This is a genomic window from Novosphingobium sp. MBES04 (assembly GCF_000813185.1).
In the GTDB taxonomy this organism is placed as follows: Bacteria; Pseudomonadota; Alphaproteobacteria; order Sphingomonadales; family Sphingomonadaceae; genus Novosphingobium; species Novosphingobium decolorationis.
On sequence record NZ_DF850488.1, the window covers coordinates 1,959,109 to 1,983,341 of the forward strand.

Consider the following 24,233-nt stretch of genomic DNA (forward strand, 5'->3'; position numbering starts at 1 on the left):
ACTATGAACTTGACGATCTGGGACGGCGGCTGCTGAGCGGCCAGAGCCTCAAGATATCCCTCAATGGACACGCCGCCAAAGGCACAGATCCCTATCCGCATCTTCACCGCTTTTTCGAGCCAGAAGTCACGCGCGAGATACTCCGCCGCCCTCGACACAGCGTTGAACAGGTCGAGTTCATTATTTCCCTGCGTGCCGCGCAAACGCACTGTGACGACGATCTGCGGGAGATACTCTACAAGCTATTCAAGGTTGAAAGTGATCGAGTGTTTGAGCGCGAGCCGCCTAGCCTTGATCCAAAGCCCCTTGGGAAATTGTGGCCACACGAGTGAAACGCGGCTCTTGGAGCGATCTGCCGCTTTCCGCATCACGCAATCGCGCTAGACGAAAGATATTAGTTTGCCTTCCTGACGGTCTACATTGCAGCAATGCGTCGGCAGCTTCTGTCAGACGCAGACGTTCGAACATCCGCATCGAAACGGTATGTGTTGGTCGGCTGCCGACTCCGCACGACCGTCAGCTATCCACGCAACCCAGCTCCGAACCGGACAGTCGCCTACCGGCCCAGAGACGAAGCCGGGCGAATTGCAGATCGCCCAGCCTCAACATTCCAAGGTGCCTTAGGCCTGATGCTGGAGGTGGTCTTCGCGGATCTGGCTCAGCGCCATGGTGAGGTCGTTGTCTTCGGCGTCGTCGAGCAGGGCAAAGGTCAGCAGGTTGCCCGCGGCGTCGAGTTCGACCCGTTGATGGCCCGGTGCGGCTGCGCTGGCTTCGGCGAGGGCTTCATCAAGACGCGGCGCGAGCGCGCTGGAGCGGCGCAACAGCAGGTTGCGCAGCCGACGGTCCACCACGACACGGTCCACGTTCCAGCCCTGGTGCGTGACCAGTGCGTCCTCGTGCATCAGCAGGTTGTCCATCACCAGTGTCGCTCCGATGTCGCGCAGCTCGGCCAACTGTTCCTGCAGGTCGTCGGGGTTGATCCGCGCCATCCCGCGCTCGAGGTGAAGCTCCACCCGCTCGGGGCTGACCCCGCATTCGCGCAAGGCCAGGTTGAGCATTTCCGGAACATCGCTGGCGAGCAACTGCTTGGGATAGAGCGGGATGGCGACCCTCGCCCCAGGCCAGCGCGCGGCCATCTGGCATCCGGCCTGCAGCATCCAGTCGCCCAGCGGCACGATCAGCCCGCTCTGCTCGGCCACGCGCAGGAAACGATCGGGACCGATGCGGCCAAGCTCCGGGTGATTCCAGCGCGGTTCGACCGCAATGATCACCTTGCCATCGCTGCCGACACGCAGCTGACGCGTCAGTTCGAACGTGCGCGACTTGATCGCGAACAGCATTTCCTGGGCGAGATGGCGTTCGTCCTGCGTATCCGTACCAAGATCTTCGCCATAGAATGTGTAGGTGCCGCGTTGCTTGCCCTTTGAACGGTAGAGGGCAACGTCGGCAAAGCGGAAGAGTTCGTCCTCCTCCAGCGTGTCGTGCGGGGTCTGGGCGATCCCGATCGACAGGCCCACTTCCAGCGTCCGGTTGCCATGGGCAATCGGCTGCGAGATTGCGTGGATCAGGCGCTCGGCCAATTCCTCGATTTCACCGCGCGCAAGGTCCGTGGCGGCGACCACGAACTCATCCCCGCCGATGCGCGCGGCCAATTGCCCTTCGCCCGTTTCGCTCTGCAGCCGTGCGGCCACGGTGCGCAGCACGAAGTCTCCGACATCGTGCCCGAAGGTGTCGTTGATGGGCTTGAAGTGATCGAGGTCGAGATAGAACAGCGCCAGCTCGCTGTCGTTGCGGTTGAGGACCTGGTGCATGAACTGGCGCAGGCCCAGCCGGTTGGGAAGGCCGGTCGCCGGATCGTGCCGAACTTCGCGCTGCGCCCGGCTGAGGTCGGCGGCCCGGGCCACGTCGGAGCTGATATCCGTCGCGATCTTGACGATCTTGAAGGGCTCCCCGTTAAGATCGTAGATCGGGTTGTAGGAAGCCTGAATCCAGACCGGCGAGCCATCGCGCGCCACCCGCTGGAACTTGGCGGACATGTATTGCCCCTCGCGCAGCGCGGACCAGAACTGCGCATAGTCGGCCCCGGCGGCGTCCTCGGGATCGATGAAGATGCTGTGATGGCGTCCGACGATGTCGTCCAGGCCGTACTTCATCAGCGCGAGGAAGTTCTCGTTCGCCTCCAGGATCGTGCCGTCCAGGTCGAAGGAGACAACCGCCTGCGAGCGGTGAATGGCCGCAACCTGCCCCTCGTAGTCCCCCTGACGCAGCTTCTGCTGGGTGATGTCGACGGCGTTCTTGACCACCTTGAAGGGGCGCCCATTCATGTCGAGGATGGGATTGTAGGAGGCCTGAATCCAGATCTCGCGACCATCCTTGCCGACGCGCTTGAATTCGCCGCTCTTGTAGCGACCGCTGGCAAGTTCCTGCCAGAATTTGCGGTAGGCGGGGCTTTCGCGATCCTCCGGGGCGACCAGCATCTCATGATGACGTCCGCGCACCTGCGACAGGCGATATCCGGTCAGCTCGAGGAAGTTGTCGTTGGCATCCAGGATCGTTCCATCAAGGTCAAACGTCACGACGCTTTGCGATTTGTGGATGGCCGCGATCTGCCCCTGATGATCGGCCTGGCGCAGCTTCTCGCGCGTGACCGCCGTTGCATATTTGACGATCTTGAAGGGGGTGCCATCCTGATCGAGCACCGGGCTGTAGATCGCCTGGAACCAGATTTCGCGCCCGTTCTTGCCGAGGCGGCGGAACTCTCCGCTGCGATGGCGCCCTTCGGTCAGGTCGCTCCAGAAGATCTCGTATTCCAGGCTGTGCGCATGGGCGGGCTCTACGAAGAGGCGATGATGGCGGCCTTCGATCTCCTCCAGCGTGTAGCCCACGGCCTCGAGGAAATTGTCGTTGGCATCAAGGATGGTGCCATCGGGCGCGAACGTGACGACGCACTGCGACTTGTCGATGGCGGCCAGCTGTCCGTGGAAATCGGCGGTCTGCTTCTTTTCCGGGGTCACATCGACCGCGTACTTGACGATCTTGGAGGGACGCCCCTCTAGGTCGAGGATCGGGTTATACGTGGCGCGCAGCCAGACGGAGGACCCGTCCTTGCGCAACCTGCGATATTCGCCCGAGGTATGTCCCCCCTCGCGCAGCGTTCTCCAGAAATGCGCATAGTCCTCGCTCTGCGCTTCCTCGGCCTCCACGAACAGGCGGTGGTGGCGCCCGATGATCTCGTCCAGCGTGTAGCCCGTCGCCTGCAGGAACCGGTCATTGGCATGAAGGACGTGGCCGTCCATATCGAAATGGATCACCGCCTGCGACGTGTTGATGGCAGCGATCTGACCGGCATGGTCCACCGCGCCCGTCTTGCGGCGGGTGACATCGTGCAGGAGCACGATGACTTCGTGAACCGTGCCGGCCTTGTTGCATACCGGCGTACACGAGACCTCGGCCCAGAAGGGTTCGCCGTCGCGCCGCTTGAGGGCGATATCCGCATGGACGACCTCGCCGGAGGCAAAGGCCTGTCCGATCGGATCCGATTCGCTTTCATCCTCGCTCTGGCCTGCGTTCACCGGCAGCAGGACCGAGCGGTTGCGGCCGACCATATCCCACCCGGCATACCCGAACATGGCCAGGCAGCGGGCGTTGACGCGCAGGATCGCGCCATCACCTGACAGCACGATACGGCCCACCTGATGTTCGAGTGCCTCGATATCGGCAGGCGTCAGGTCAGGTTCGAGAGTCTTGTGAAGCATGGGCCGGTGTTGATCCATTCTTGGGAGGGCGCTGAGAACCGTTGGGCCCAAGCTGGTTAATTGCGCGTGTAAGGGCGTTGCATTTCTCGGAATTCTTCGAGTGCCCCGTGCACGCCGGAGCACCTGACGGGACATTATCGATCCGGCCCTTCCGCTCAGGAGGGAGTGGAATCCGCGGTGGAGCGGCCACAAGGGGGCGCAAGCCGCAAAGCGGCAAGGCGCATGGGCGGACGTCGCCGGCGTGCGCCTGGCGGGAGGGTTCGGGGAGCCCGAGGGCGATGGCCCTCGGATTCGTCCTCTCTTTCCATCGACAAGAACCCCTGAGGGTTCAGCCCATCTTCTTGAAGAGCCAGCTGAAGGTGCCGCCGCCGCGCGAGGCGAGGCCCTGTAGGACGATCTGGTGGGTGGCCTGGGGGCGGCCCTGGCCATCGACCCACAGCGAATCCTCGATCTCTACCGAGCCCGCGCCCGCGCGGAACTGCCAGTAGCTGCCGTCGGCAAGGACGAGGGCGGCGCCCTGGCCGTCCTCGGTGGGGGCGACGGTGACTTCGGGCGCGAGGTGGAAGCGGATCGCAAAGCCGACCTTGCCGCGCTTGGCCTTGCGCCCGGAAGGCAGCAGCATGTCCTCGCCGCGCAGCTCGGTGCCGTCGTCGCGCAGGATCAGGATGCGGCGGTGGGTCAGCGTGTAGCGCTGGGCATAGCCGTTGTGGCTGGCCTCGAGCCGGGTCGCGCGCGCGCCGCTGTCGGTCTCCATCGTCTTGCGGTCGACATCAACGGCGGTAACACCCTGGCCGATCGCGCCGTTGATGAGGATGGCGGTGGAATTGGCATCGTCGAGCGTCAGGGTGGAGTGCGCGGCGGTGGCGCGCAGGCCCTGGTCAAGGCGCGCGGGGACGAGCCCGCCCGCGCTGGCCGCACCGCCGCAGTTGACGATCATGCGCTGGCGGTTGTGCGAGAATTCGAAGGCGAGCGTGGAGGCGCAGCCAAAGCGCCCGTCGCGCGGCATCGGCGGCGGGGCGGTGTCGAACTGGAGGATCGACTTGTGTGCGGCGACGCGCTGGTAGCCCCACTGGCGCACGTCGCGCAAAGGGCGGGTGCGCACGCCGCTGGCCGCCACGAGGCCGTCGACAGTGTCGGCCGGGACCGCCCAGCCGCCCTGCCAGGAGCCCAGCGAACCATCGCCGTGGCACAGCGCGAGGAGCGGGGGCACGAGCATCTCGATGACGTGCTCCATCGCCTCGGTGCTGTCGCGCCGCGTGGCCTGGTAGCAGTTGCGCAGGCGCACGAGGAGGGCGATCGCCTCCATCTGCGCAAGCGGGCTGCGCGAGAGGACGCCGCCGTCATCGCCCATCAGCTCGCCCAGCGCCTTCATCAGTCCGGCTTCGCCATAGAGGCGGCGCGGGCGGCCTTCGGGCAGCAGCAGGCCGCAGGCGACAAGGCCGCACCAGCCTGCAACCGCGCCCAGCGAATCCTCGGCGTGGTGGACCTGCCGGTCGAGCCAGCGGGCGGTCTCGGCAATGTGGCGCAGCATGCGCACGCGCAGCGCCTTTTCGCCCGAGAGGATGAGCGGGGCGTGGACCAGCCAGTTGAGCAGGCGCGCGCCGGTGTGCCCCACCGTCCAGGCCGGGCCGCGGCTGGCCTTGCCGGTCTTGGCAGGGGCCTTCGGGTTGGCCTGGAGCCAGGAGGTGAGGATGCGTTCGGCCACGGGGGCGACCTGTTCGCGGGGCCCGCAGGCTTCGAGGTCGGCCAGCCAGGCGAAGCTGTGGACGGTGCGCTCGAGCGGCGGGGGGACGCGCGCCGCGCCGCCGAAATCGACCTGGGTGATCGGCGTGCGCGCGCCATGGACGAGGAAGTGGCCTGCGCGAAGGGCCGTGCCGGCCGCCTTGTCGCCCGGGACGGTGCCGCGCACGGTGGCGAGCAGGCGCATGCGGGCCTTCTTGCCCATGGGCGCGGTCAGCATCGTGCCCGGCACGCCCAGCTTGTAGGCAAAGCGGATCAGGCGTTCGCCCGCGCTGACGGTGGGCGCCGCGAAGTCGACCAGCGCAAGCGCGCGGCCGGTCTCGGACTGGTCGGCCCCGACGACGGGGGGCTCGGCACCCTTGGGCACGGATGTATCTCCCAGAGGCGGATCCACGCGGCGCGCGGCGCTGTCTTCTGTGGGTTTGTACATGGAGCCCTCCTCGACGCCCGGCTCGGCGGCGTCAGCCGGTAGCGGAACGGCCGAAGGGGGCTCCTGGTTGCGCGCGGCGGCGTCGATGGGAAAATCGCGCCGCACCGTGCTCAGTCGAGGCCCTTGAGCCTGCGGATGTTGGCCGCGTAGTGGTCGGGACCGCCCTTGAAGGTGGCAGACCCAGCGACCAGCACGTCGGCACCGGCGGCCACGCACTGCGGCGCGGTGACGGCATCGACGCCGCCATCGACCTCGATCTGGATGTCGCGGCCCGACTTCTCGATCATCTTGCGCACGGCTTCGATCTTGCGCAGCTGGCTGGAGATGAAGCTCTGCCCGCCGAAACCGGGGTTCACGCTCATGATGAGGACCAGGTCGATCTCGTCGATGAGGTAGTCGAGCATCTTGGCGGGCGTTGCCGGGTTGAGCGAGACGCCGGCCTTCTTGCCCAGCTTCTTGATCGTCTGCACCGTGCGGTGGATGTGCGGGCCGGCCTCGGGATGGACGGTGATGATGTCCGCGCCCGCGTCCGCGAAGGCTTCGAGGTAGGCATCGACCGGCGAGATCATGAGGTGGACGTCGAAGGTCTTGGCCGAGTGCGGGCGCAGCGCCTTGACCACGGCCGGGCCAATCGTGATGTTGGGCACGAAGTGGCCGTCCATGACATCGACGTGGATCCAGTCGGCCCCGGCTTCATCGATCGCGCGCACTTCTTCGCCCAGGCGGGCAAAGTCGGCGGACAGGATCGACGGGGAAATAAGCGGCGTGGTCATGGATCTCGTGAAACTCCTCTAGCCATCCAGATACGGCACCCCATGTTGGGGCGACAAGGCGGGATCGGGCCGTTTTCCACACACGATGTGGGGTTTGCCTCCGATCCGGATCGACGCGCGGATAGCGTCTTTCGCCCCGCGCGCAAGCCCATGCAGGGGGCTGCGTGACGGGAATGCTTGAAATTCAGTGCCTATTCAGCGCGCCGGGCCTAGGAACCTGCTTCAAGGCCTGCCGGTTGTGCAGGCGCGGTCCTGTCCGATGTGAGGACAGAGCGCCGGAAAAACGAGTTGTCTTGAGGATTGGATCGACATGATTCGACGTAGAATGGGTGCCCTTGCGCTGGTCGGCCTCGTGGCCGTGGCAGGCGCGGCGCCCGCATCCGCGCAGTACCGCAACGAGATTGCGAACAACCTGCGCAAGTGCACGAGCGCGAGCGGGCCGGGCCTGCTCGTCACGGTCGACGGGGTGAAGGCCTCGCAAGGGAACATGCGCGTGCAGTCCTACCGCGCGACCAAGGCCGACTGGCTCGAAAAGGGCCGCTGGCTCTCGCGCATCGAGGTTCCGGCCAAGGCGGGCACGATGACCTTCTGCCTGCCTGTTCCGGGCCCGGGCACGTACGGGGTGGCGGTGCGCCATGACCTCAACGGCAACGGCAAGACCGACATCAGCGAGGATGGCGGAGCCATGTCCAACAACCCCTCGATCAACATCTTCAACCTGGGCAAGCCGAGCTACTCCAAGGTTGGCGTCGAGGTCGGCTCCACGGTGAAGTCGATCCGGGTGCAGATGAAGTACATGTGAGGGGGTGTAAAAAGGTTTCTTTTCAAGGGGCCATCGCCCCTTGACCCCCTGACTGTCTTGCGCACTTCGTGCCGGCGACGCCGCGCGTGAGGCGTAAGGGCAGCGGCCATGAAACAGAGGGGCAAAGCCCCTCATTCCGACAGTCCCCTTCCTTTGTCGCGGCCCGCCATCCGGCACACCTGCGCTCGACAGTTCGGGGAGCCCGAGGGCAATGGCCCTCGGAACGCATCTTCCTGCTTATCTGCTCTTCCGCGCGGCAAGAATCGCGCGCACGTCGGCAAGGTCCGAGGGCTTGTCGACATCGACCGCGGCAAGGCCGTCGCGCGCCGCGACGCGCACGGCCGCCACCCCGATCTTGCCGCCGAGCCGGGCAATCGCCTCGGCCATGGTCAGGCGTCCCAGCGCAAAGCGCAGGAGGATGCCGGGGCCAAGGCGCAGCGCGATGCGCCAGGGGCGTTTGCGGTCGGCCTCGACCGCTTTCCAGGTCTCGATCGCGCCTTGCGCGCCGGGACGGGCGAGGAGGAATAGGTTGCAGCCCGACCAGGCGCCATCGGCCATCTTGAGCCAGGTGCGCTTGCTGCCGGGCAGCGCCTTTTCCACCGCCTCACGCCGTGCAAGCAGGATCGCGACGTCCGCCGCCTCTCCCGCATCCGCGACGAAATCGGTGATCCACTGCGCGTCGAGCAGCGCGTGGTCGGCGGTGGTGACGAGCATCGGCGCGCCCAGGTGCGCGAATCCGGCCGCGACGCTGGCGCTGGGGCCTGCCTCGGCCGGGAGAACCTCGCAGCCCAGATCCTGCGCCAGCGCAATTACTTCGGGCGTGCTGGTGATGACGGCCACGCGTGCGATTTCCGCAGCCTTGAGGGCGGCCACGACGCGCGCGAGCATCGGCTGCCCGTCGATCTCGATCAGCGCCTTGTGCGCGACCCCTTCGGCGCTGGCGACCGGATCGGGCGCGCCGGGGCGCGAACCGGCCAGCACGAGCGCGCTCAGGGGGCGGGCCTGAGCGGGGGCGGGAGAACCTTGCGAGAGTGTCACGCGGCGCGGTCGTCCGTATCGTTGGGGGAGTTGGCGGCCGCGAGACTTGCGGCCTTGCGCGCGCGCCACACGCTCCACAGCACACTGGGCGCGGCGAGCACGGGGTGGCGTTCGCGCCAGGGCGTGACCAGGACGGGCACGCCGGTGTGGCGCTCGATCTTCCAGGCGGCGTAGCGCGCGGCGCCCTCGAACGTGGTCGAGGCCTTGATCAGGCGCAGCACGTTGTAGGGCTTGCCCAGCCGCTGGCGGCGCTGCCACCAGGCAAGGATACGGGCCTTCGCCGCCGCATCCAGCTCGGGCCGGATCGTGCCTTGCGGCCCGCCGCGCGCGAAGGGGATCCCCTGAGCGACAAGGGCGAGCGGGAGCAGGCCGTCGAAATGCTCGCGGTTGGCCGAGAGGATCGAATCCTCGCGCCCCGCCTTTTCGACCCGGAATTCGGCGGCGTAGGTCGCGCGGAACAGCGCGCGCCAGTAGTCTTCGGGCGTGCCGCTGTCCGGGCCGAGCGCGACGGCCAGGCGTGCGGCGGTCTTCGCCGCGCCCGCGACGGCCTCTCCGGCGGCGCGCGAGGCGGCGCGGTCGTGGCTCCAGACCAGTGCGCTGGGCTGGACGAAGCGGGCCCAGATGGTGGTGTCGAGGCGCTCTCCGGCGGCGGCCGCGCGGAAGGTCTCGAGCGGCATCGTCGCGACCTTGGCGCGCAGGTCCGCGTCCGGCAGTGCGGTGCCGTCGGGCGCGGTGTCGGCGGGCGAGCAGCGCCATTCGTGGTAGCTGACGCGCGGCCAGATCTTCTCGATCTGCGGGGTGTCGGTCAGGACATAGAAGTCGAGCACGCCCTCCAGCGAGCCGGTGCGCAGGTTCGAGCCGTAGAACAGCACGGCGAGCACGGGCACGGGGGACTGTGCGGCCAGACGGTGCGCGAACGCCGCCACGGCCGGTTCCACCGGGCGTTCGAGTGCGGTCCGGATCCGCCCCAGGAGGTCTACGCTCATGTCCTTATGCTCAGGCAAGGACGCCTCGAAATCAAGACAGATGGAGAAAGGGGTGGAAATGCCTGCGCCCGATGGCGCGCGCTGGGTGGGCTCAGGGCACCACGAAGGTCAGCTGCGGGCCTTCGTCCATGATGTAGCGCCCGGCCGGGAAAGCCTCGCCATCGAGGATGAAGGGGCCTTCGATGTCCATGTCGACGTCGCTGGTGGCAAAGCGGTGCAGGCCATGACGGCCCAGCAGGCGTCCGCCCAGGCCCATCATCACCAGCGGCGCGAGGCCCAGCACGAGGCGGCTGGCGCGGTCGAGCACGAGAAGCTTGAGGCCCGGTGCCACCTTGCGCCCGAAGGGGCGCATGCCCAGCGGGAAGCGCTCGAAGGTGGTGGCGATGGTAAGGAAGCGGCGGTCGGTTTCGCCGCTGCCGCGCTTTGCGCCGGCATGGGGCAGCGCGCGGCCCGTCATGCGGTCGATGAGCCGCGTAGGCGTGCCCCGGCGCCAGGTGTTGGCCTCGCGGCCGAAGAGCGCCTGAAGAATGCCCGACAGGATCGAGATGCCCACCGCCAGCGAGTTGAACGCGCCGCGGCGGTGCGCTTCCTGGCCCGCTTCGGTGCACAGCGTGTAGACGCCCGAACCCAGGATGAAGCCCTGGACCGCGGCAAGGCCGGTGTCGGCCGCGTCGGCTGAGGTGATGCGCAGCGGGTGGCGGGTGACCGTCTTGCCCTTGTGGGCCGCGGCCAGCGCCTCGGTCAGCGACCATTCGCCGGGAAGACCCAGGTCCACCGTCAGCGCGTTGGTCTTGCCCTTGGGCAGCACGATCAGGCGCGGCCAGTCTTCACCGAAGATCTCGGTGCCGCAGGTCAGCACGTCGCGCACGGTGCCATCGCCGCCGTCGATCACGAGATAGTCGATCCCGCGGCGGGCGAATTCGCCCAGCGTGTCGAGCAGGGCCTTGCGGTCCCGCGGGGTTTCGGTCAGGATATTCGAGCAGTCCGCCATTTCCGCGGCCTTGCCCTTGTTACGGTGGCTGCGCGGATTGCGGATGATGCCCACGAGCGGCACGGCGCGTCCGGCCCGGGCACGGGCGACCGCTGTGCGCGAAGGGCGCTGCACGCGATTGCCGAAACGCGGCATCGCTTCAAATTCGTAAATTGATCCGTTCACGCGCTCCACATAGGGACTCACGCGGAAAAAATCATCCCGAAATACGCTCTGACATATTTGTGTGACATATTGATGGCTGTTTTGCGCCCAAGTGATGCCTGGAAGGCACGAAATGGTGGGGGCATGCGGTCCCGTCAGGCCCCCCGACAGGCTGCGCCCGCGCCGCGGCAGGCCCGGCGTGCTGTCTATGCGCCGACTCGTGGCGGCGGGCCCGCCGCGTGGATTGCCAGTCTGTGAAACTCGCAGTAGGGGCCAGTCATGGCACAAGGTGAAAATGCAGTGGGTGGCCCGACGGTGGCGGTCGTCGTCGGGCACAACGACGTGGTCCTGTGGGGCCTTTCGGTGACGGAGCGGGTGGGGCGGATCGCGCGTGCCTCGGGTCTGGAACTGGCCGCGCAGGTTTCCGCTGCGACGCCTGAGTCGGGTACGATCCTGGCCCATGCCGATTTCGCCTGGGACCCTTCCTGGTTTCGCCATGTCCTCGCGCATCCGGGCATGGTGCTGACGCTGGGCGGCGTGCCCGCGCTCGCCCATGCGCGCTCGGGCGAGGAAGCGGCCGCGCTTGCTGCGGCCATGCGCGGCGAGGCGGGCCAGGGGCTTGCCCTCCCGGGGCTGCAGGTCCTGGCCTTCGAGGATGGCCCGACCATCGAGAACAAGCAGCTGCGCAAGCGCGAGACCCCGTTCCTGATGCCGCTGCGCGCCGACAACGTGCGCGCGATCGAGAGGGCCAGCTATTTCGGCGCCTACAAGGGCGTGACCGACATCCTGACCAAGTACCTCTGGCCCGAATGGGCTCTGGTGCTCACCCGCATCTGCGCGCGCTGGCGCGTGACCCCCAACATGGTGACCTTCGTGGGCGCGGTGTTCTGCGTGGTCGCGACCGTGCTGTTTGCCTACGGGCACTACTGGGCGGGCATGGCGACGGGCCTCGTGTTCATGGTGCTCGACACCGTCGACGGAAAGCTCGCGCGCTGCACGATCACCTCTTCGGCCTGGGGCAACGTCTTCGACCACGGCATGGATCTCATCCATCCCCCGTTCTGGTGGTGGCTGTGGGCGACGGGCCTCGCCAGCTGGGGGCTTGCCTACGATGACACCACGTTCTGGTGGATCCAGGGCGTGATCCAGCTGGGCTACTGGGTCCAGCGCGCGATTGAGGGCATCTTCATGCGCATGGCGGGCGGGCTCCACATCCACGTGTGGACGCGCTTCGACAGCTGGTTCCGCCTGATTACCGCACGGCGCAATCCCAACATGGTGATCCTTTTCGTCGCCATGCTCTTCGCGCGTCCCGACATCGGTCTGGCCGTGGTCGCGGCGTGGACCGGGCTGAGCTGTGCGATCCATGCGGTGCGTCTGGTCCAGGCCCTTGTCTACAAGGCGCGCGGGGGCCAGATAACCTCGTGGTTGGCGGAAGGTTGACGGTGCACGCGACGCTCGAGAAATTCGGTTACCCGGCCAGTGAAGTGAAGGCCTACGAGCACTGGGTGGTGCTCGTCCGGCCGGCCCAGCCTACGCTTGGCAGCCTGGTTCTGGCCGCCAGGAGCACGGCGACCGCGTTTGGCGACCTGCCGGCAGGCGCGCACGCCGAACTGGCCGAGATCACGCGCGATATCGAGGCCGCGCTCGCGACCTTCTCGGGCTATGAAAAGCTCAACTACCTCATGCTGATGATGGTGGACCCGCAGGTCCATTTCCATGTCATCCCCCGCTACGAAGGTGCGCGCGAATGGCAGGGGATCGCCTTTGCCGACGCGGGCTGGCCCGGCCCCCCGGCGCTGGGCGACGCGCACAAGCTGACAGGCGACGAGCCGGACGCGATGCGCGCCGCGCTTCAGGCGCTCTGGGCCTGAGCCGGGGTCACATTTCGTAGGTATAAGAGAGATCCGAGGCCATCGCCCTCGGGCTCCCGGAACCGGCTTGGCGAGCTTGCGCGAGGAGCGCAGCGCAACAGGTGCGAAGGCGCGCGTGGAAAACAGAAGGGGCAAAGCCCCTTCATCCTCCTCCAATCCGAATCCTCTCAACCCCGCGGCCCGCTGGCAGGCCCGCATGCGCTCGACAGGATGGGGAGCCCGAGGGCGATGGCCCTCGGAATCACCTATCTTTCTGATTTTCCAGCTGCGCGATCAGGCGGCCCACTGGTCGGTGAGCTGGGTCGCGATCTCGATGTCGTTGAGGAAGTCGACTTCGGCCCAGTCCATGCCCTCGATCGAGAGTGTGCCGACCTTGCCGGTGGGCGCGATCGAATCGATGACCTTGAGGTACCAGTGCTGCACGCCCTCGGGCGTGCGCATGGCCTTGCGCACGGTTTCGCGGAAGAGGTCTGCGCCTTCGCCGCGGAAGGCCAGGAAGCCGATCGATTCGGCGTTCGACTGCTCGGCGGTAAGCGTCTTGCCGATATGGACGAGGCGCCCCTCGGGGGTGCGTTCGACCTTCATGTCGTCGCTGTCGTAGCCCTCGGCCTTGACGTCGACGGTGACCGCGATGGGCCAGGGGTTGGGTTCGGCCAGCACCGCGCGGGCAATGTCCTCGGAGACCAGCGTGTCGCCGTTCAGGATCACGAAGTCGCCGCGCATCGCCTCGCGCGCGATCCAGCACGAACCCAGGTTGTCGGCGACCTTGAAGAAGGGGTTGAAGCGCACCGTGATCTCGACGCGCGGGTCTTTGATGGTGGCGAGGTGGGCTTCGAGCATGTCGGTCATGAAGCCGGTGACGACGTCGATCCGCTTGATCCCCGCGCGCGCCAGCATCTCGATCTGCCAGGCGATCAGCGAACGGCCCGAAAAGTCGATCAGGCACTTGGGGCGTTCGGCGGTGAGGGGGAGGAGGCGCGAGCCCTGGCCGGCGCTCAGGAGGATGGCATGTTCGATCATGGAGGTCACTATATGGTCTGCTGGGGAGGCCTAGGCCTCTAGCGCGCGGCGCGGCGAAGGGAAAGGCAAACGCGCCGTTTCGCGTTGAATTGCGCGCGGGGCGTGTATCGACAGCTTGCAAGTCGGCGCGCGCTCGTCCACATGCCCGCCAATGTCGGCCAAACCCAACCGCCCTAAGACCGAATCTTCGCTGGGGCGGATCCTTCGTAACACCGCCTGGCTGCTGGGCGGCAAGGGCTTCGGTGCTGTGTGCAGCATCGCGTATCTTGCCATCCTGACGCGCACCCTGGGCCTGAAGGACTTTGGCCACTTCTCGCTCATCTTCGGAACCGCGCAGGCGATCATCGCGCTGACCGGTTTCCAGACCTGGCGGGTGGTCGTGCGCTACGGCAGTGCCCACGTCCATGAAAAGGAATGGGGCCGCTTTGGCCGTCTCGCCATGCTGAGCGGGGGGCTCGATGCCATCGGCGCGGTGCTGGGCACCGTGGTCGCGGCGGTCGCGATCTTCGGCTTCGGGCACATGCTCGAATTGAACCAGGCCTACGTCAATGTCGCTTTCTGGTTCTGCTGCGCTTCGCTCTGGGCGCTCGTCTCCGCGCCCACGGGCGTGGTGCGCGCGCTCAACCGCTTCGATGCGGCGGTCTATGTCGAGGCGGTGGTGCCCACCGGGCGCCTGCTCGCCGCACTGGCGATCTGGTTTACAGGACCCAGCGTGGCCCGCTTCCTCTTCGCCTGGGCCGCGATCGATATCGTGGAGGCTGCGCTCTACTGGATCGTCGCGCGCCGGCTGTGCCCGGAGGGTATCCGCCTTTCCAATTTCTGCCGCCTGGGCACGGCCCTGCGCGAGAACGAGGGGCTCGCCCACTTCTTCCTCGTCTCCTACTTCGGCTCCTCGATCGACGCGCTGATGAAGAACGGCCCGCTCTTGATCGTGGGCGGCTGGGTCAGCACGAGCGCGGCCGGTCTCTACCGCCTCGCCTCGCAGCTCTCGCAGGCGATGAGCAAGCTTTCGACCCTGCTCACCCGCTCGGTCTACGCCGAGGTCGCCCACGTCAGCGCCTCGTCCGAGGCTTCGGAACTGCGCAAGCTGGTCGGCCAGACCAGCAAGATCGCGGGCGGCGCGGCGCTGGTTGTCGTGCTCCTCGCGCTGGTGGCGGGCAAGTACCTCCTGCAGCTCATCGGTGGCGACGATTTCGAGCAGGGCGCGGCGATCCTCGTTCCGCTCGCCATCGGCGCCAGCTTCGATCTGGCCAGCGTCTCGTTCGAGCCGGTGCTGCATTCGACCGGGCGGGCCAATCTCTCGCTCTTCGCGCGCGTGGTCGCACTCATCGCGATGGGCATCAGCCTCGTCTTCCTGATCGGCTTTGGATCGACGGGCGTCGCCTGGGGCGTCGCCATCGGCGGGGCGTGCTCGTACCTGTTCATGGGTGGCCTGGCGCTGCGCACGCTGCGCCGCCTTGAGCGCGAGGAAAAGGCCGCGGCGGCGGCCTCCTGATTCGCAGCAGCGCTCGACACCCTGCGCGCCGTGCGTATCATGGCGCCATGAATGTATCCCTCGAGGCGGACTGCCCCGCCGCCATTTCCGAGCGCATCGTGGCCCTGCGCCGTGCGATCCATGCCGAGCCCGAACTGGGCCTCCACACGCCCCTGACGCGCGACAAGATCCGCGCCGAACTGGCCGAGCTGCCGCTCGCGTGGGAGGAGGGCCCCTCGACCACGGGCCTTGTCGCGACCTTGCAGGGGGGCGCGGGACCGGGGCGCAGCGTGCTCCTGCGCGGCGACATGGACGCGCTCGCCATGCCCGAGGAAACCGGGCTCGAATTCGCCTCCACCATTCCGGGCGTGATGCACGCCTGCGGGCACGACACCCACGTCGCCATGCTGGCGGGCGCGGCGCGGCTGCTGGCGGAAAAGGCGGACACGCTGACCGGTGAGGTGCGCTTCATGTTCCAGCCCGGCGAGGAAGGCTGGCACGGCGCGCGATACATGCTCGAGGACGGCCTCCTGGGTGGTCCCGGCACGGCCCGCGCCTTGCCCGAGGCCGCCTTCGCGCTCCACATCATGCCCAACGCGCGCCACGGCGTGATCGGCGGGCGGGCAGGGCCCCTCATGGCCTCGGCCGACCAGCTGGCGATCACCGTCAGGGGCCGGGGCGGACACGCCTCGATGCCGCACGACACGATGGACCCGATGCCGATCGCCTGCGAGATCGTGGCCGCCATCCAGACCATGGTCGCGCGCCGTTTCTCGGTCTTCGATCCGGTGGTCGTCACCATCTCCAAGATCACTGCAGGCAGCGCGCACAACGTCATTCCCGACCATGTCGACATGCTGGGCACGATGCGCTCGCTTTCAGCCACCAACCGGGCACGCCTGCGCGAGGAGGTGACCGCGCTCGCCGCCGGGATCGCCGGTGCCCACGGCCTTGCCGCCGAGGTCGAGATCATCGAGGGCTTTCCCGTTACCGTGTGCGACGCGCGCGCGGTCGACTTCGGCGAAGGCGTGGCGCGGGATCTGTTCGGCACCGACACTTTCGAGCGTCTGGCAAACCCGATCATGGGCGCCGAAGACTTCGCCTATGTGCTGGAGAAGACACCCGGCGCGATGTTCTTCCTGGGCGTGGCGGCCGAAGGCGATGACTGGAGCCAGTGCTGCGGCATCCACTCGACCCGGATGATGGTCGATGAAAGCGTGCTGCCCCGGGGCGCGCTGTTCCTGGCTGGCCTCGCCGAGCGGTACCTTGCGACGGGGTGGGAGTAGAGGAACGTAGAAGAACAAGGATGAATCCGAGGGCCATTGCCCTCGGGCTCCCCGAACTGTCGAGCGCAGGTGGGCCGGGCGGCGTGGTTCGGGGGTGAGAGGTCTCGTCTCGATAGGGATTGAGGGGCTTCGCCCCTCTATTTTTGTCCGCAATCCTCACGTTTCGTGCGCTCCGTTGCTGGCACGAACTGCCCAGGACGGTTCCGGGGTCAAGGGGCGATGGCCCCTTGAATCTTCTCCTTCTTCCCCCTTGATTTGCGCTTTCCCCCCTTGGTCACCATGTAGGTCCCCATGACGGACAACTGGCAATTCTGGGTCGATCGCGGTGGCACATTCACGGACGTGGTGGCGCGCGCGCCGGACGGGCGGTTCGAGCGGCTGAAGCTCCTGTCCGAGGACCCGGGCCGTTACGAGGATGCCGCCGTCGAGGCGATGCGCCGCCTGACGGGTGTTGCGGAGGGGGATCTTCCGCCCAGCGAGCTGCGTCTGGGCACCACGGTCGCCACCAACGCGCTCCTGGAGGGCAAGGGCGAGCCGGTCCTGCTCGCCATCACGCGCGGTTTTGGCGATGCGCTGCGGATCGGCACGCAGGAGCGCCCGGACATCTTCGCGCGCCACATCGCTCTGCCCGATCCGCTCGCCGCAAAGGTGCTGGAGATCGACGAGCGCATCGGCGCGGATGGCACGGTCCATCGCCCGCTGGACGAAGCGGCCGCGCGTGCGGGGCTCGAAGCGGCCTTCGCGGACGGGTTTCGCGCCATCGCCGTGGTCCTCATGCACGGCTATCGCCACACGCAGCACGAAGCCGCGCTGGCCAGGCTCGCGCAGGAAATCGGCTTCACCCAGGTTTCGGTCAGCCACGAGGTGGCCCCGCTCATCAAGCTCATCGCGCGCGGCGATACCAGCGTGGTCGATGCGCATCTCTCGCCCGTGCTGGACCGGTACATCGACGGGCTGGAGGCCGGTCTCGGGCCTCATGTCGATGCGCTCTACATGCAGTCGAACGGCGGGCTGACGACGGGCGGCATGCTGCGCGGCAAGGACGCGATCCTGTCGGGGCCCGCGGGTGGCATCGTGGGCATGGCGGCGATTGCGAAGGAGGCCGGTTTCGGGGAAGTCGTGGGCTTCGACATGGGCGGCACCTCGACCGACGTGTCGCACTATGCAGGCGCGTACGAGCGCGACAGCGAGACGCGCGTGGCGGGTAACCGCGTGCGCACGCCGATGATGCGCATCGAGACGGTGGCCGCGGGCGGCGGATCGGTCTGCGCCTTTGACGGCGCGCGCTTCCTGGTCGGCCCGGAAAGCGCGGGCGCGGTGCCGGGCCCGGCCTGCTATAGGCGCGGCGGCCCGCTGGCGGTGACCGACTGCAACCTGCTCCTGGGCAAGCTGCGCCCCGCGCACTTCCCCCACGTCTTCGGCCCTGAGGGCGACGAGCCCCTCTCGCTCGAGGCCGCGCAGGCGCGCATGGACGCGATCCTGGCGGAGGCAAAGGCGGCGACGGGGCGCGAACTCACCGGCGAGGAGGCCGCCGAGGGCTTCCTGGAAATCGCGGTCGCCAACATGGCCAACGCGATCAAGACCGTCTCGCTGCGCCGGGGCCACGACGTCACCCGCGCGGCGATGGTGACCTTTGGCGGGGCGGGCGGGCAGCACGCCTGCAAGGTCGCCGACGCGCTGGGGGTGACGACAGTGCTGTGCCACCCGCTGGCCTCGGTGCTCTCGGCCTACGGCATGGGCCTCGCCGACCGCCGCGTGCTGCACGAGCGCACGCTCGGCCTTGCTCTTTCCGAGGAGAGCAAGGCTGCGCTCGATGAGGCGGTGTCCGCGCTCGGCAAGGCCGCGCGCGCAGACCTTGCCGCACAGGGCGTTCCCGAAGGCACCATCGCGCTCGAAGCCTCGCTCGCGATCCGCCCGCGTGGCAGCGAGAGCACGATTTCGGTGCCGCTGGGCGATCTCGCCGAGATGCGCGCGGCCTTCCACGAGGGCTGGGACCACCTCTTCGGCTTCGCGCCGGGCGAGGATCTCGTCGCCGAAACCCTACGCGTCGAGGCGGTTGCAGGCGGCCATGCGGGCGGCGGCGCGGTGATGCCGCTCGCCGCGACCTCGGGCGCGGCGGCCGAGACGGTGCCGGTGTGGACCGGCGGCGCGCGCCATCAGGCCCCGCTCTACCACCGCCGCGATCTTGCCGAGGGGTTTGCCGCCTCGGGTCCGCTGCTTGTCGTCGATGACGTCTCCACCACCGTCGTCGAGCCGGGCTGGTCGGTGCGCGTCGATGCCGTCGGCAATCTCATCCTGTCGCGCAGCACGCCGCAGCAATCCGCGCTCTCCGCCAGCACCGAGCGCGATCCGGTGCGGCTCGAGATCATGGGCGCGCTGTTCATGGCGATTGCCGAGGAAATGGGCGCGGCGCTGCAGCAGTCGGCGCGTTCGGTGAACATCCGCGAGCGGCTCGATTTCTCCTGCGCGCTGTTCGATGCGGCGGGAAACCTCATCGCCAACGCCCCGCACATGCCGGTGCACCTGGGCTCGATGGGCGAATCCGTGCGCACCGTGCTGGAGCGGCGCGGGAACGCGGCGGATGGGCGCGGTATCTTGGCGGGCGACGCCTATGTCCTCAACGCGCCCTATGACGGGGGCACGCACTTGCCCGACATCACCGTGGTCATGCCGGTCTTTGCCAAGGACGGTGACGACGCGCCCGCCTGGTTCGTCGCCGCGCGCGGGCACCACGCGGACATCGGCGGGATCAGTCCGGGCTCGATGCCGCCGCGCAGCCGCACGCTGGACGAGGAAGGCGTGCTGATCGACAACGTCCTCCTTGTCGATAGGGGCACCCTGCAGGAGGCGGCGATGCGCGAATTGCTGGCCTCCAGCCCGCACCCCTCGCGCGCGATCGAGCAGAACATCGCGGACCTGCGCGCCCAGTTGGCCGCGTGCCGGCGCGGGGCCTCGGAACTGCGCCGCATCGCGGGCGAGCAGGGCCGCGCGATGGTCGATGCCTACATGGGCCACGTCCAGGCCTATTCCGAGGAGGCCGTGCGCCGCCTGATCGAACGCCTGACGGACGGCACCTTCGTGCTGGAGATGGACAACGGCGCGCAGATCCATGTCGCCGTCACCATTGATCGCGACACGCGCAGCGCCGTCATCGACTTTGCTGGGACCTCGCCCCAGCTGCCCGACAACTTCAACGCGCCGCTGCCCGTGGTGCGCGCGGCGGTTCTCTACGCGGTGCGTACGCTGATCGACGATCCGGTGCCGATGAACGAGGGGTGCCTGCGGCCCATCACGGTGCGCGTGCCCGAAGGCTCGATGCTGCACCCGGTCGCGCCTGCTGCGGTCGTTGCGGGCAATGTCGAGACCAGCCAGGCGATCACCGATGCGCTGTTCGGCGCGCTGGGCGCCATAGCCGCCGCGCAAGGCACGATGAACAACTTCACCTTCGGCGATGCCGCGCACCAGTACTACGAGACGATTGCGGGCGGTTCGGGCGCGGGGCCCGACTTCGACGGGACGAGCGTGGTCCAGACCCACATGACCAATTCGCGCCTGACCGACCCGGAAGTTCTGGAAACCAACTTCCCGGTCCTGCTGGAGGAATTCTCGATCCGTACCGGCTCGGGCGGGGCAGGGCGGCATCGCGGGGGCGATGGGGCGGTGCGCCGGGTGCGCTTCCTGGCCCCCATGCAGGCGGGCATCCTCTCGCAGCGCCGCAAGGTCGCGCCCTTCGGGCTGGCCGGCGGCGCCGATGGTGCGGCGGGCATCAACCGCATCGAGCGCGCCGACGGCACCGCCGAGGAGCTGGGCCCCACCGCCAGGGTGGACCTTGAACCGGGTGACGTCTTCGTGATCGAAACACCGGGTGGCGGCGGCTTCGGGGGCTGATACCGCCCCCCCGTTACCCGTCGCACAGGGCAACCTTTGCCTTGCGCGGCGCGTTTGTCCTGTGCCACCATGCGCGAAAATAAATTAGGCACGGGAATAGGATGATGTCGCGTTTGCGAAATGAGAGTGCGCTGCGATGAGCGGGCCGGTCTTGCCCACGACGCTCGATTCCAGCGCCCCGGAGGCGCAGGCGCGCACCCGGCACAACCGCGCTCTGATCGAAGATCTGCGCGAACGCGTGGCGCAGGCCGCGCTGGGCGGTTCCCAAAAGGCGCGCGAACGCCACGAGGCGCGCGGCAAGATGCTTCCGCGCACCCGCGTCGAAGCGCTGCTCGATGCGGGCGCGCCGTTCCTGGAGATCGGCCAGCTGGCCGCGAATGGCCTCTACGATGACGAGGTGCCCGGTGCCGGGATCATTGCCGGAATCGGGCAGGTTTCGGGCCGCACCTGCATGATCTTCGCCAACGACGCGACGGTAAAGGGCGGCACCTACTACCCGATGACGGTCAAGAAGCACCTGCGTGCGCAGGAGATCGCCAAGGCCTGCCGCCTGCCGTGCATCTACCTTGTCGATTCGGGCGGGGCGAACCTGCCCAACCAGGCCGAGGTCTTCCCCGACCGCGACCATTTTGGCCGCTTCTTCTTCAACCAGGCGCAGATGAGCGCGGCGGGCATCGCCCAGATCGCCTCGGTCATGGGCAGCTGCACGGCGGGCGGCGCCTATGTGCCCGCGATGTCGGATGAGACCGTGATCGTGCGCGAGCAGGGCACGATCTTCCTCGCCGGTCCCCCGCTGGTCGAGGCCGCGACAGGCGAAGTGATTTCGGCTGAGGAACTGGGCGGGGGCGAACTGCACGCGCGTACCTCGGGCGTTGCCGATCACCTGGCCGACGACGATGCCCACGCGCTCTCGCTCGTGCGCGACATCGTCAGCCACCTGGGGCCGGGCGAGCGCGCCAACGTGGAGCGCCGCGCGGCGCGCGATCCGCTCTACCCCGCCGAGGACCTCTACGCGCTCATCCCCGAGGACGTGCGCGCGCCCTACGAAGTGCGCGAGGTTATCGCGCGGCTGGTCGATGGCTCGGAATTTCACGAGTTCAAGCCGCTGTTCGGCGCCACGCTCGTCTGCGGCTTTGCGCATATTCACGGGTTCCCGGTTGCGATCCTTGCCAACAACGGCGTGCTCTTTTCGGAGTCTGCGCAGAAGGGCGCGCACTTCATCGAGCTGGCCTGCCAGCGCGGCATTCCGCTCCTCTTCCTCCAGAACATTTCCGGCTTCATGGTCGGCGGCGCCTACGAGGCGGAAGGGATTGCCAAGCACGGCGCCAAGCTGGTGACGGCGGTCGCGACCGCGCAGGTGCCCAAGCTGACCGTCATCATCGGAGGTTCGTTCGGGGCGGGCAATTACGGCATGTGCGGGCGCGCCTATGACCCGCGCTTCCTCTTCACCTGGCCCAACGCGCGCATCTCGGTGATGGGGGGCGAGCAGGCCGCCTCGGTGCTCGCCACCGTCCACCGCGACGCGAAAAGCTGGTCGGAGGAGGAGGCCGAGGACTTCAAGGCACCGATCCGCGCCAAGTACGAGGCCGAGGGCAACCCCTATTATGCGACTGCGCGCCTATGGGACGATGGCGTGATCGACCCGGCCCAGACCCGCGACGTGCTGGGCCTCGCGCTCGGTGCCGCGCTGGAGGCGCCGTTCCCCGCAAGGCCGCAGTTCGGCGTGTTCAGGATGTGATGATGACGATGGCCAAGGACACTCTCTACGTACTCGACACCGATTGGGCCGACCCGGCGCTGGGCGGTGTGCGGCGCTTTTACTGCAAGGACTGCGTGACGGTGGAGGGGCTGCTCGCCCTCTTCCCCGAGCGCGCGGCCGGGATCGAGGTGGTGCGCGTGCCCTGGCCGCGTCCGCGCGCGGCGGTGTTCGACCGGCTGGGCGAAGCGCACCAGGATCTTCCCGCGCTGGCCTTTGCCGAGGGCGGCTTTGCGGGCGATGTCGAAAGCGTGCTCGCCGCGCTCCACACTCGCCATGGCTTTCCGGAGCGTCACCCGTGATCGGCGCGCTGCTTATCGCCAACCGGGGCGAGATCGCCTGCCGCATCATGCGCACCGCGCAGCGCATGGGGATACGCACCATCGCGGTCCATTCCGATGCGGACGCTGAGGCGCTCCACGTCCAGATGGCGGACGCGGCGGTGGCGATCGGTCCCGCTCCCGCTGCCGAGAGCTACCTGTGCGCGGACAAGATCCTCGCCGCGGCACAGGCTGCGGGCGCGGATGCGATCCATCCGGGCTACGGTTTCCTGTCCGAGAACGCGGACTTTGCGCAGGCCGTCCTCGATGCCGGGCTGACCTGGGTGGGCCCGTCCCCCGCCTCGATCCGCGCGATGGGCCTGAAAGATGCGGCCAAGGCGCTGATGGAAAAGGCGGGCGTACCGGTGACGCCGGGGTACCTGGGCGAAGACCAGTCGCCCGAGCGGCTGGCTCGCGAAGCCGAGGGCATTGGCTATCCGGTGCTGATCAAGGCGGTTGCGGGCGGTGGCGGCAAGGGCATGCGTCTTGTCGAGGAGGCGGGAGCCTTTGCCGACGCGCTCACCTCGTGCCAGCGCGAGGCGCGGTCCAGCTTCGGCAACGACCGCGTCCTGATCGAGAAGTACATCGCCACCCCGCGTCACATCGAGGTGCAGGTCTTTGGCGATACGCACGGCTCCGTCGTCCACCTGTTCGAGCGCGACTGCTCGCTCCAGCGCCGCCACCAGAAGGTGATCGAGGAAGCGCCCGCACCCGGCATGGACCCGGCCACGCGCGAGGCGCTGTGCGCCGCCGCCGTGCGCGCGGCGAAGGCGGTCGACTACGTGGGGGCCGGAACCATCGAGTTCATCGCCGACGGGTCGGGCCCGCTCGATGCGGAGAAGATCTGGTTCATGGAAATGAACACGCGCCTCCAGGTCGAGCATCCCGTGACCGAGGAGATCACCGGCATCGACCTTGTTGAATGGCAGCTGCGCGTGGCGAGCGGGGAACCGCTCCCCGCCGCCCAGGAGGACCTCTCTATCTCGGGCTGGGCGATGGAGGCACGCCTCTACGCCGAGGACCCTGTGCGCGGGTTCCTGCCCAGCACCGGGCGGCTGGAAATGCTCGAATTCGGGGACGCGCCGGGCGGGCGGATCGAAACCGGGGTCGAGGCCGGCGATACGGTCTCACCGCATTACGATCCGATGATCGCCAAGCTGGTCGCGCATGGTGAGAGCCGGGAAGAAGCGCGCGAGAGGCTGTGCGACATGCTGGCGGAAAGCGCGGTCTGGCCGGTGAAGTGCAACGCGCCCTTCCTCGTGCGCGCGCTCGAACATCCCGAGTTCGTGGCGGGCACGGTCGACACCGGCCTCATCGGACGCGACGGTGAAGAGATGGCGCAGCCCTCAGCGCCCTCGGCCGAGACGCTGGAAGCCGCCGCGCGCGCGCTCGTCCCGGCCGATCCGTTGCTGGGCTTCCGGCTCAACGCCGCGCCCCGGCGCACCGCGCGCTTCCTGTTGGATGGCGAGCCATGCGAAATCGCCTTCGAAGGCGGGAGCGAGGACCCGGTCGAGGCCGTCCTGCTCGCCGAACGGGGCGAGGCCTGGCAGCTGACCCACTGGCGGCGCGATGGCGCCCATGGCGCGAGCGCAGGCTCGGGCGCGATCCTGGCGCCGATGCCGGGGCGGATCATCGCGGTCGCGGTCGCCGAGGGCGAGGAAGTCGTGCGCGGGCAGAAGCTCGTGACGCTCGAAGCCATGAAGATGGAGCACACCCTCGTCGCGCCGTTCGATGGCGTGGTGGGCGAACTGGCCGTGCGCGAGGGGCAGCAGGTGGCCTTGGAGGCTTTGCTGGTTCGGATTGATGAGGTTGAGTAAGTAGAAGAGAGAGAATCCGAGGGCCATTGCCCTCGGGCTCCCCGAACTGTCGAGCGCAGCTGTCTCCCGCCGAGTTGGTGGAGATGGGAAAGTCTGGGGCTTGGAAGATTGAGGGGCAAAGCCCCTCTAAAATCATCTG

17 protein-coding genes are annotated in these 24,233 nt (G+C 67.9%); 10 read left to right on the forward strand and 7 right to left on the reverse strand.

Going from position 1 to position 24,233, the window contains the following annotated elements; translation table 11 throughout:
• Positions 1–332 (forward strand): hypothetical protein (locus tag MBENS4_RS25745; protein ID WP_159108033.1); only part of this gene is annotated, 332 nt, incomplete at its 5' end.
• 288 nt (positions 333–620) lie between these two features.
• Here the strand turns inward: MBENS4_RS25745 and MBENS4_RS24010 are convergent.
• The 3 genes from MBENS4_RS24010 to rpe form a co-directional block, all read right to left on the reverse strand.
• On the reverse strand, positions 621–3,755 hold the full coding sequence (locus MBENS4_RS24010; protein ID WP_052322119.1) for a bifunctional diguanylate cyclase/phosphodiesterase: 3,135 nt from the start codon (positions 3,753–3,755) through the stop codon (positions 621–623).
• 328 nt (positions 3,756–4,083) lie between these two features.
• Positions 4,084–5,925 carry a heparinase II/III family protein gene (locus tag MBENS4_RS08585; protein ID WP_052322347.1) on the reverse strand — a complete coding sequence of 614 codons (1,842 nt, stop codon included), beginning with the start codon at positions 5,923–5,925 and terminating at the stop codon, positions 4,084–4,086.
• A 110-nt stretch (positions 5,926–6,035) separates the two neighbouring features.
• Complete coding sequence (gene rpe, locus MBENS4_RS08590; RefSeq protein WP_039390130.1) at positions 6,036–6,698, reverse strand: ribulose-phosphate 3-epimerase; 663 nt, start codon at positions 6,696–6,698, stop codon at positions 6,036–6,038.
• A gap of 310 nt (positions 6,699–7,008) precedes the next feature.
• On the opposite strand from rpe, the gene MBENS4_RS08595 reads away from it, so the two are divergent.
• The gene (locus MBENS4_RS08595) at positions 7,009–7,500 is read left to right on the forward strand and encodes a DUF2141 domain-containing protein (protein WP_084592008.1); all 492 of its coding nucleotides are present in this window, start codon (positions 7,009–7,011) and stop codon (positions 7,498–7,500) included.
• Between the two features lie 237 nt (positions 7,501–7,737).
• Here the strand turns inward: MBENS4_RS08595 and MBENS4_RS25300 are convergent, their stop codons facing one another.
• The 3 genes from MBENS4_RS25300 to MBENS4_RS08610 all read right to left on the reverse strand — a co-directional run bounded on the left by MBENS4_RS25300 (position 7,738) and on the right by MBENS4_RS08610 (position 10,680).
• Positions 7,738–8,538 (reverse strand): nucleotidyltransferase family protein, encoded by an 801-nt coding sequence (locus MBENS4_RS25300; RefSeq protein ID WP_199904356.1) that lies wholly within the window; start codon positions 8,536–8,538, stop codon positions 7,738–7,740.
• The gene (locus MBENS4_RS25305; protein WP_052322120.1) at positions 8,535–9,524 is read right to left on the reverse strand and encodes a hypothetical protein; all 990 of its coding nucleotides are present in this window, start codon (positions 9,522–9,524) and stop codon (positions 8,535–8,537) included. The genes MBENS4_RS25300 and MBENS4_RS25305 overlap by 4 nt, the downstream gene beginning before the upstream one ends.
• Before the next feature lie 91 nt (positions 9,525–9,615).
• Positions 9,616–10,680, reverse strand: a complete 1,065-nt coding sequence (locus MBENS4_RS08610; RefSeq protein WP_039392058.1) for a diacylglycerol/lipid kinase family protein — start codon at positions 10,678–10,680, stop codon at positions 9,616–9,618.
• Positions 10,681–10,938: 258 nt separating this feature from the next.
• Here MBENS4_RS08610 and MBENS4_RS08615 point away from each other — a divergent pair, with 258 nt between their 5' ends.
• Positions 10,939–12,102: a CDP-alcohol phosphatidyltransferase family protein gene (locus MBENS4_RS08615; protein WP_039390132.1), complete on the forward strand. Its 1,164-nt coding sequence runs from the start codon at positions 10,939–10,941 to the stop codon at positions 12,100–12,102.
• A gap of 2 nt (positions 12,103–12,104) precedes the next feature.
• On the forward strand, positions 12,105–12,533 hold the full coding sequence (locus MBENS4_RS08620) for an HIT family protein (protein ID WP_039390135.1): 429 nt from the start codon (positions 12,105–12,107) through the stop codon (positions 12,531–12,533).
• A 273-nt stretch (positions 12,534–12,806) separates the two neighbouring features.
• Here MBENS4_RS08620 and MBENS4_RS08625 read toward each other — a convergent pair whose 3' ends face one another.
• Positions 12,807–13,553, reverse strand: coding sequence for a phosphocholine cytidylyltransferase family protein (locus MBENS4_RS08625; protein ID WP_039392060.1), 747 nt, complete (start codon positions 13,551–13,553; stop codon positions 12,807–12,809).
• 151 nt (positions 13,554–13,704) lie between these two features.
• On the opposite strand from MBENS4_RS08625, the gene MBENS4_RS08630 reads away from it, so the two are divergent.
• From MBENS4_RS08630 to MBENS4_RS08655, 6 genes are all read left to right on the forward strand, one after another.
• Entirely contained in the window at positions 13,705–15,048 is a 1,344-nt protein-coding gene (locus MBENS4_RS08630) for a lipopolysaccharide biosynthesis protein (RefSeq protein ID WP_039390136.1), read from the forward strand.
• Positions 15,049–15,095: 47 nt separating this feature from the next.
• Complete coding sequence (locus tag MBENS4_RS08635; protein ID WP_039390138.1) at positions 15,096–16,313, forward strand: M20 metallopeptidase family protein; 1,218 nt, start codon at positions 15,096–15,098, stop codon at positions 16,311–16,313.
• A gap of 291 nt (positions 16,314–16,604) precedes the next feature.
• Positions 16,605–20,201, forward strand: coding sequence for a hydantoinase B/oxoprolinase family protein (locus MBENS4_RS08640; protein ID WP_039390141.1), 3,597 nt, complete (start codon positions 16,605–16,607; stop codon positions 20,199–20,201).
• A 136-nt stretch (positions 20,202–20,337) separates the two neighbouring features.
• Positions 20,338–21,939, forward strand: coding sequence for a carboxyl transferase domain-containing protein (locus MBENS4_RS08645; protein ID WP_039390144.1), 1,602 nt, complete (start codon positions 20,338–20,340; stop codon positions 21,937–21,939).
• Positions 21,940–21,947: 8 nt separating this feature from the next.
• Complete coding sequence (locus MBENS4_RS08650; protein ID WP_039392061.1) at positions 21,948–22,259, forward strand: DUF3088 family protein; 312 nt, start codon at positions 21,948–21,950, stop codon at positions 22,257–22,259.
• Complete coding sequence (locus MBENS4_RS08655; RefSeq protein ID WP_039390146.1) at positions 22,256–24,094, forward strand: acetyl/propionyl/methylcrotonyl-CoA carboxylase subunit alpha; 1,839 nt, start codon at positions 22,256–22,258, stop codon at positions 24,092–24,094. The genes MBENS4_RS08650 and MBENS4_RS08655 overlap by 4 nt, the downstream gene beginning before the upstream one ends.
• The last annotated feature ends 139 nt before the right edge of the window (positions 24,095–24,233 follow it).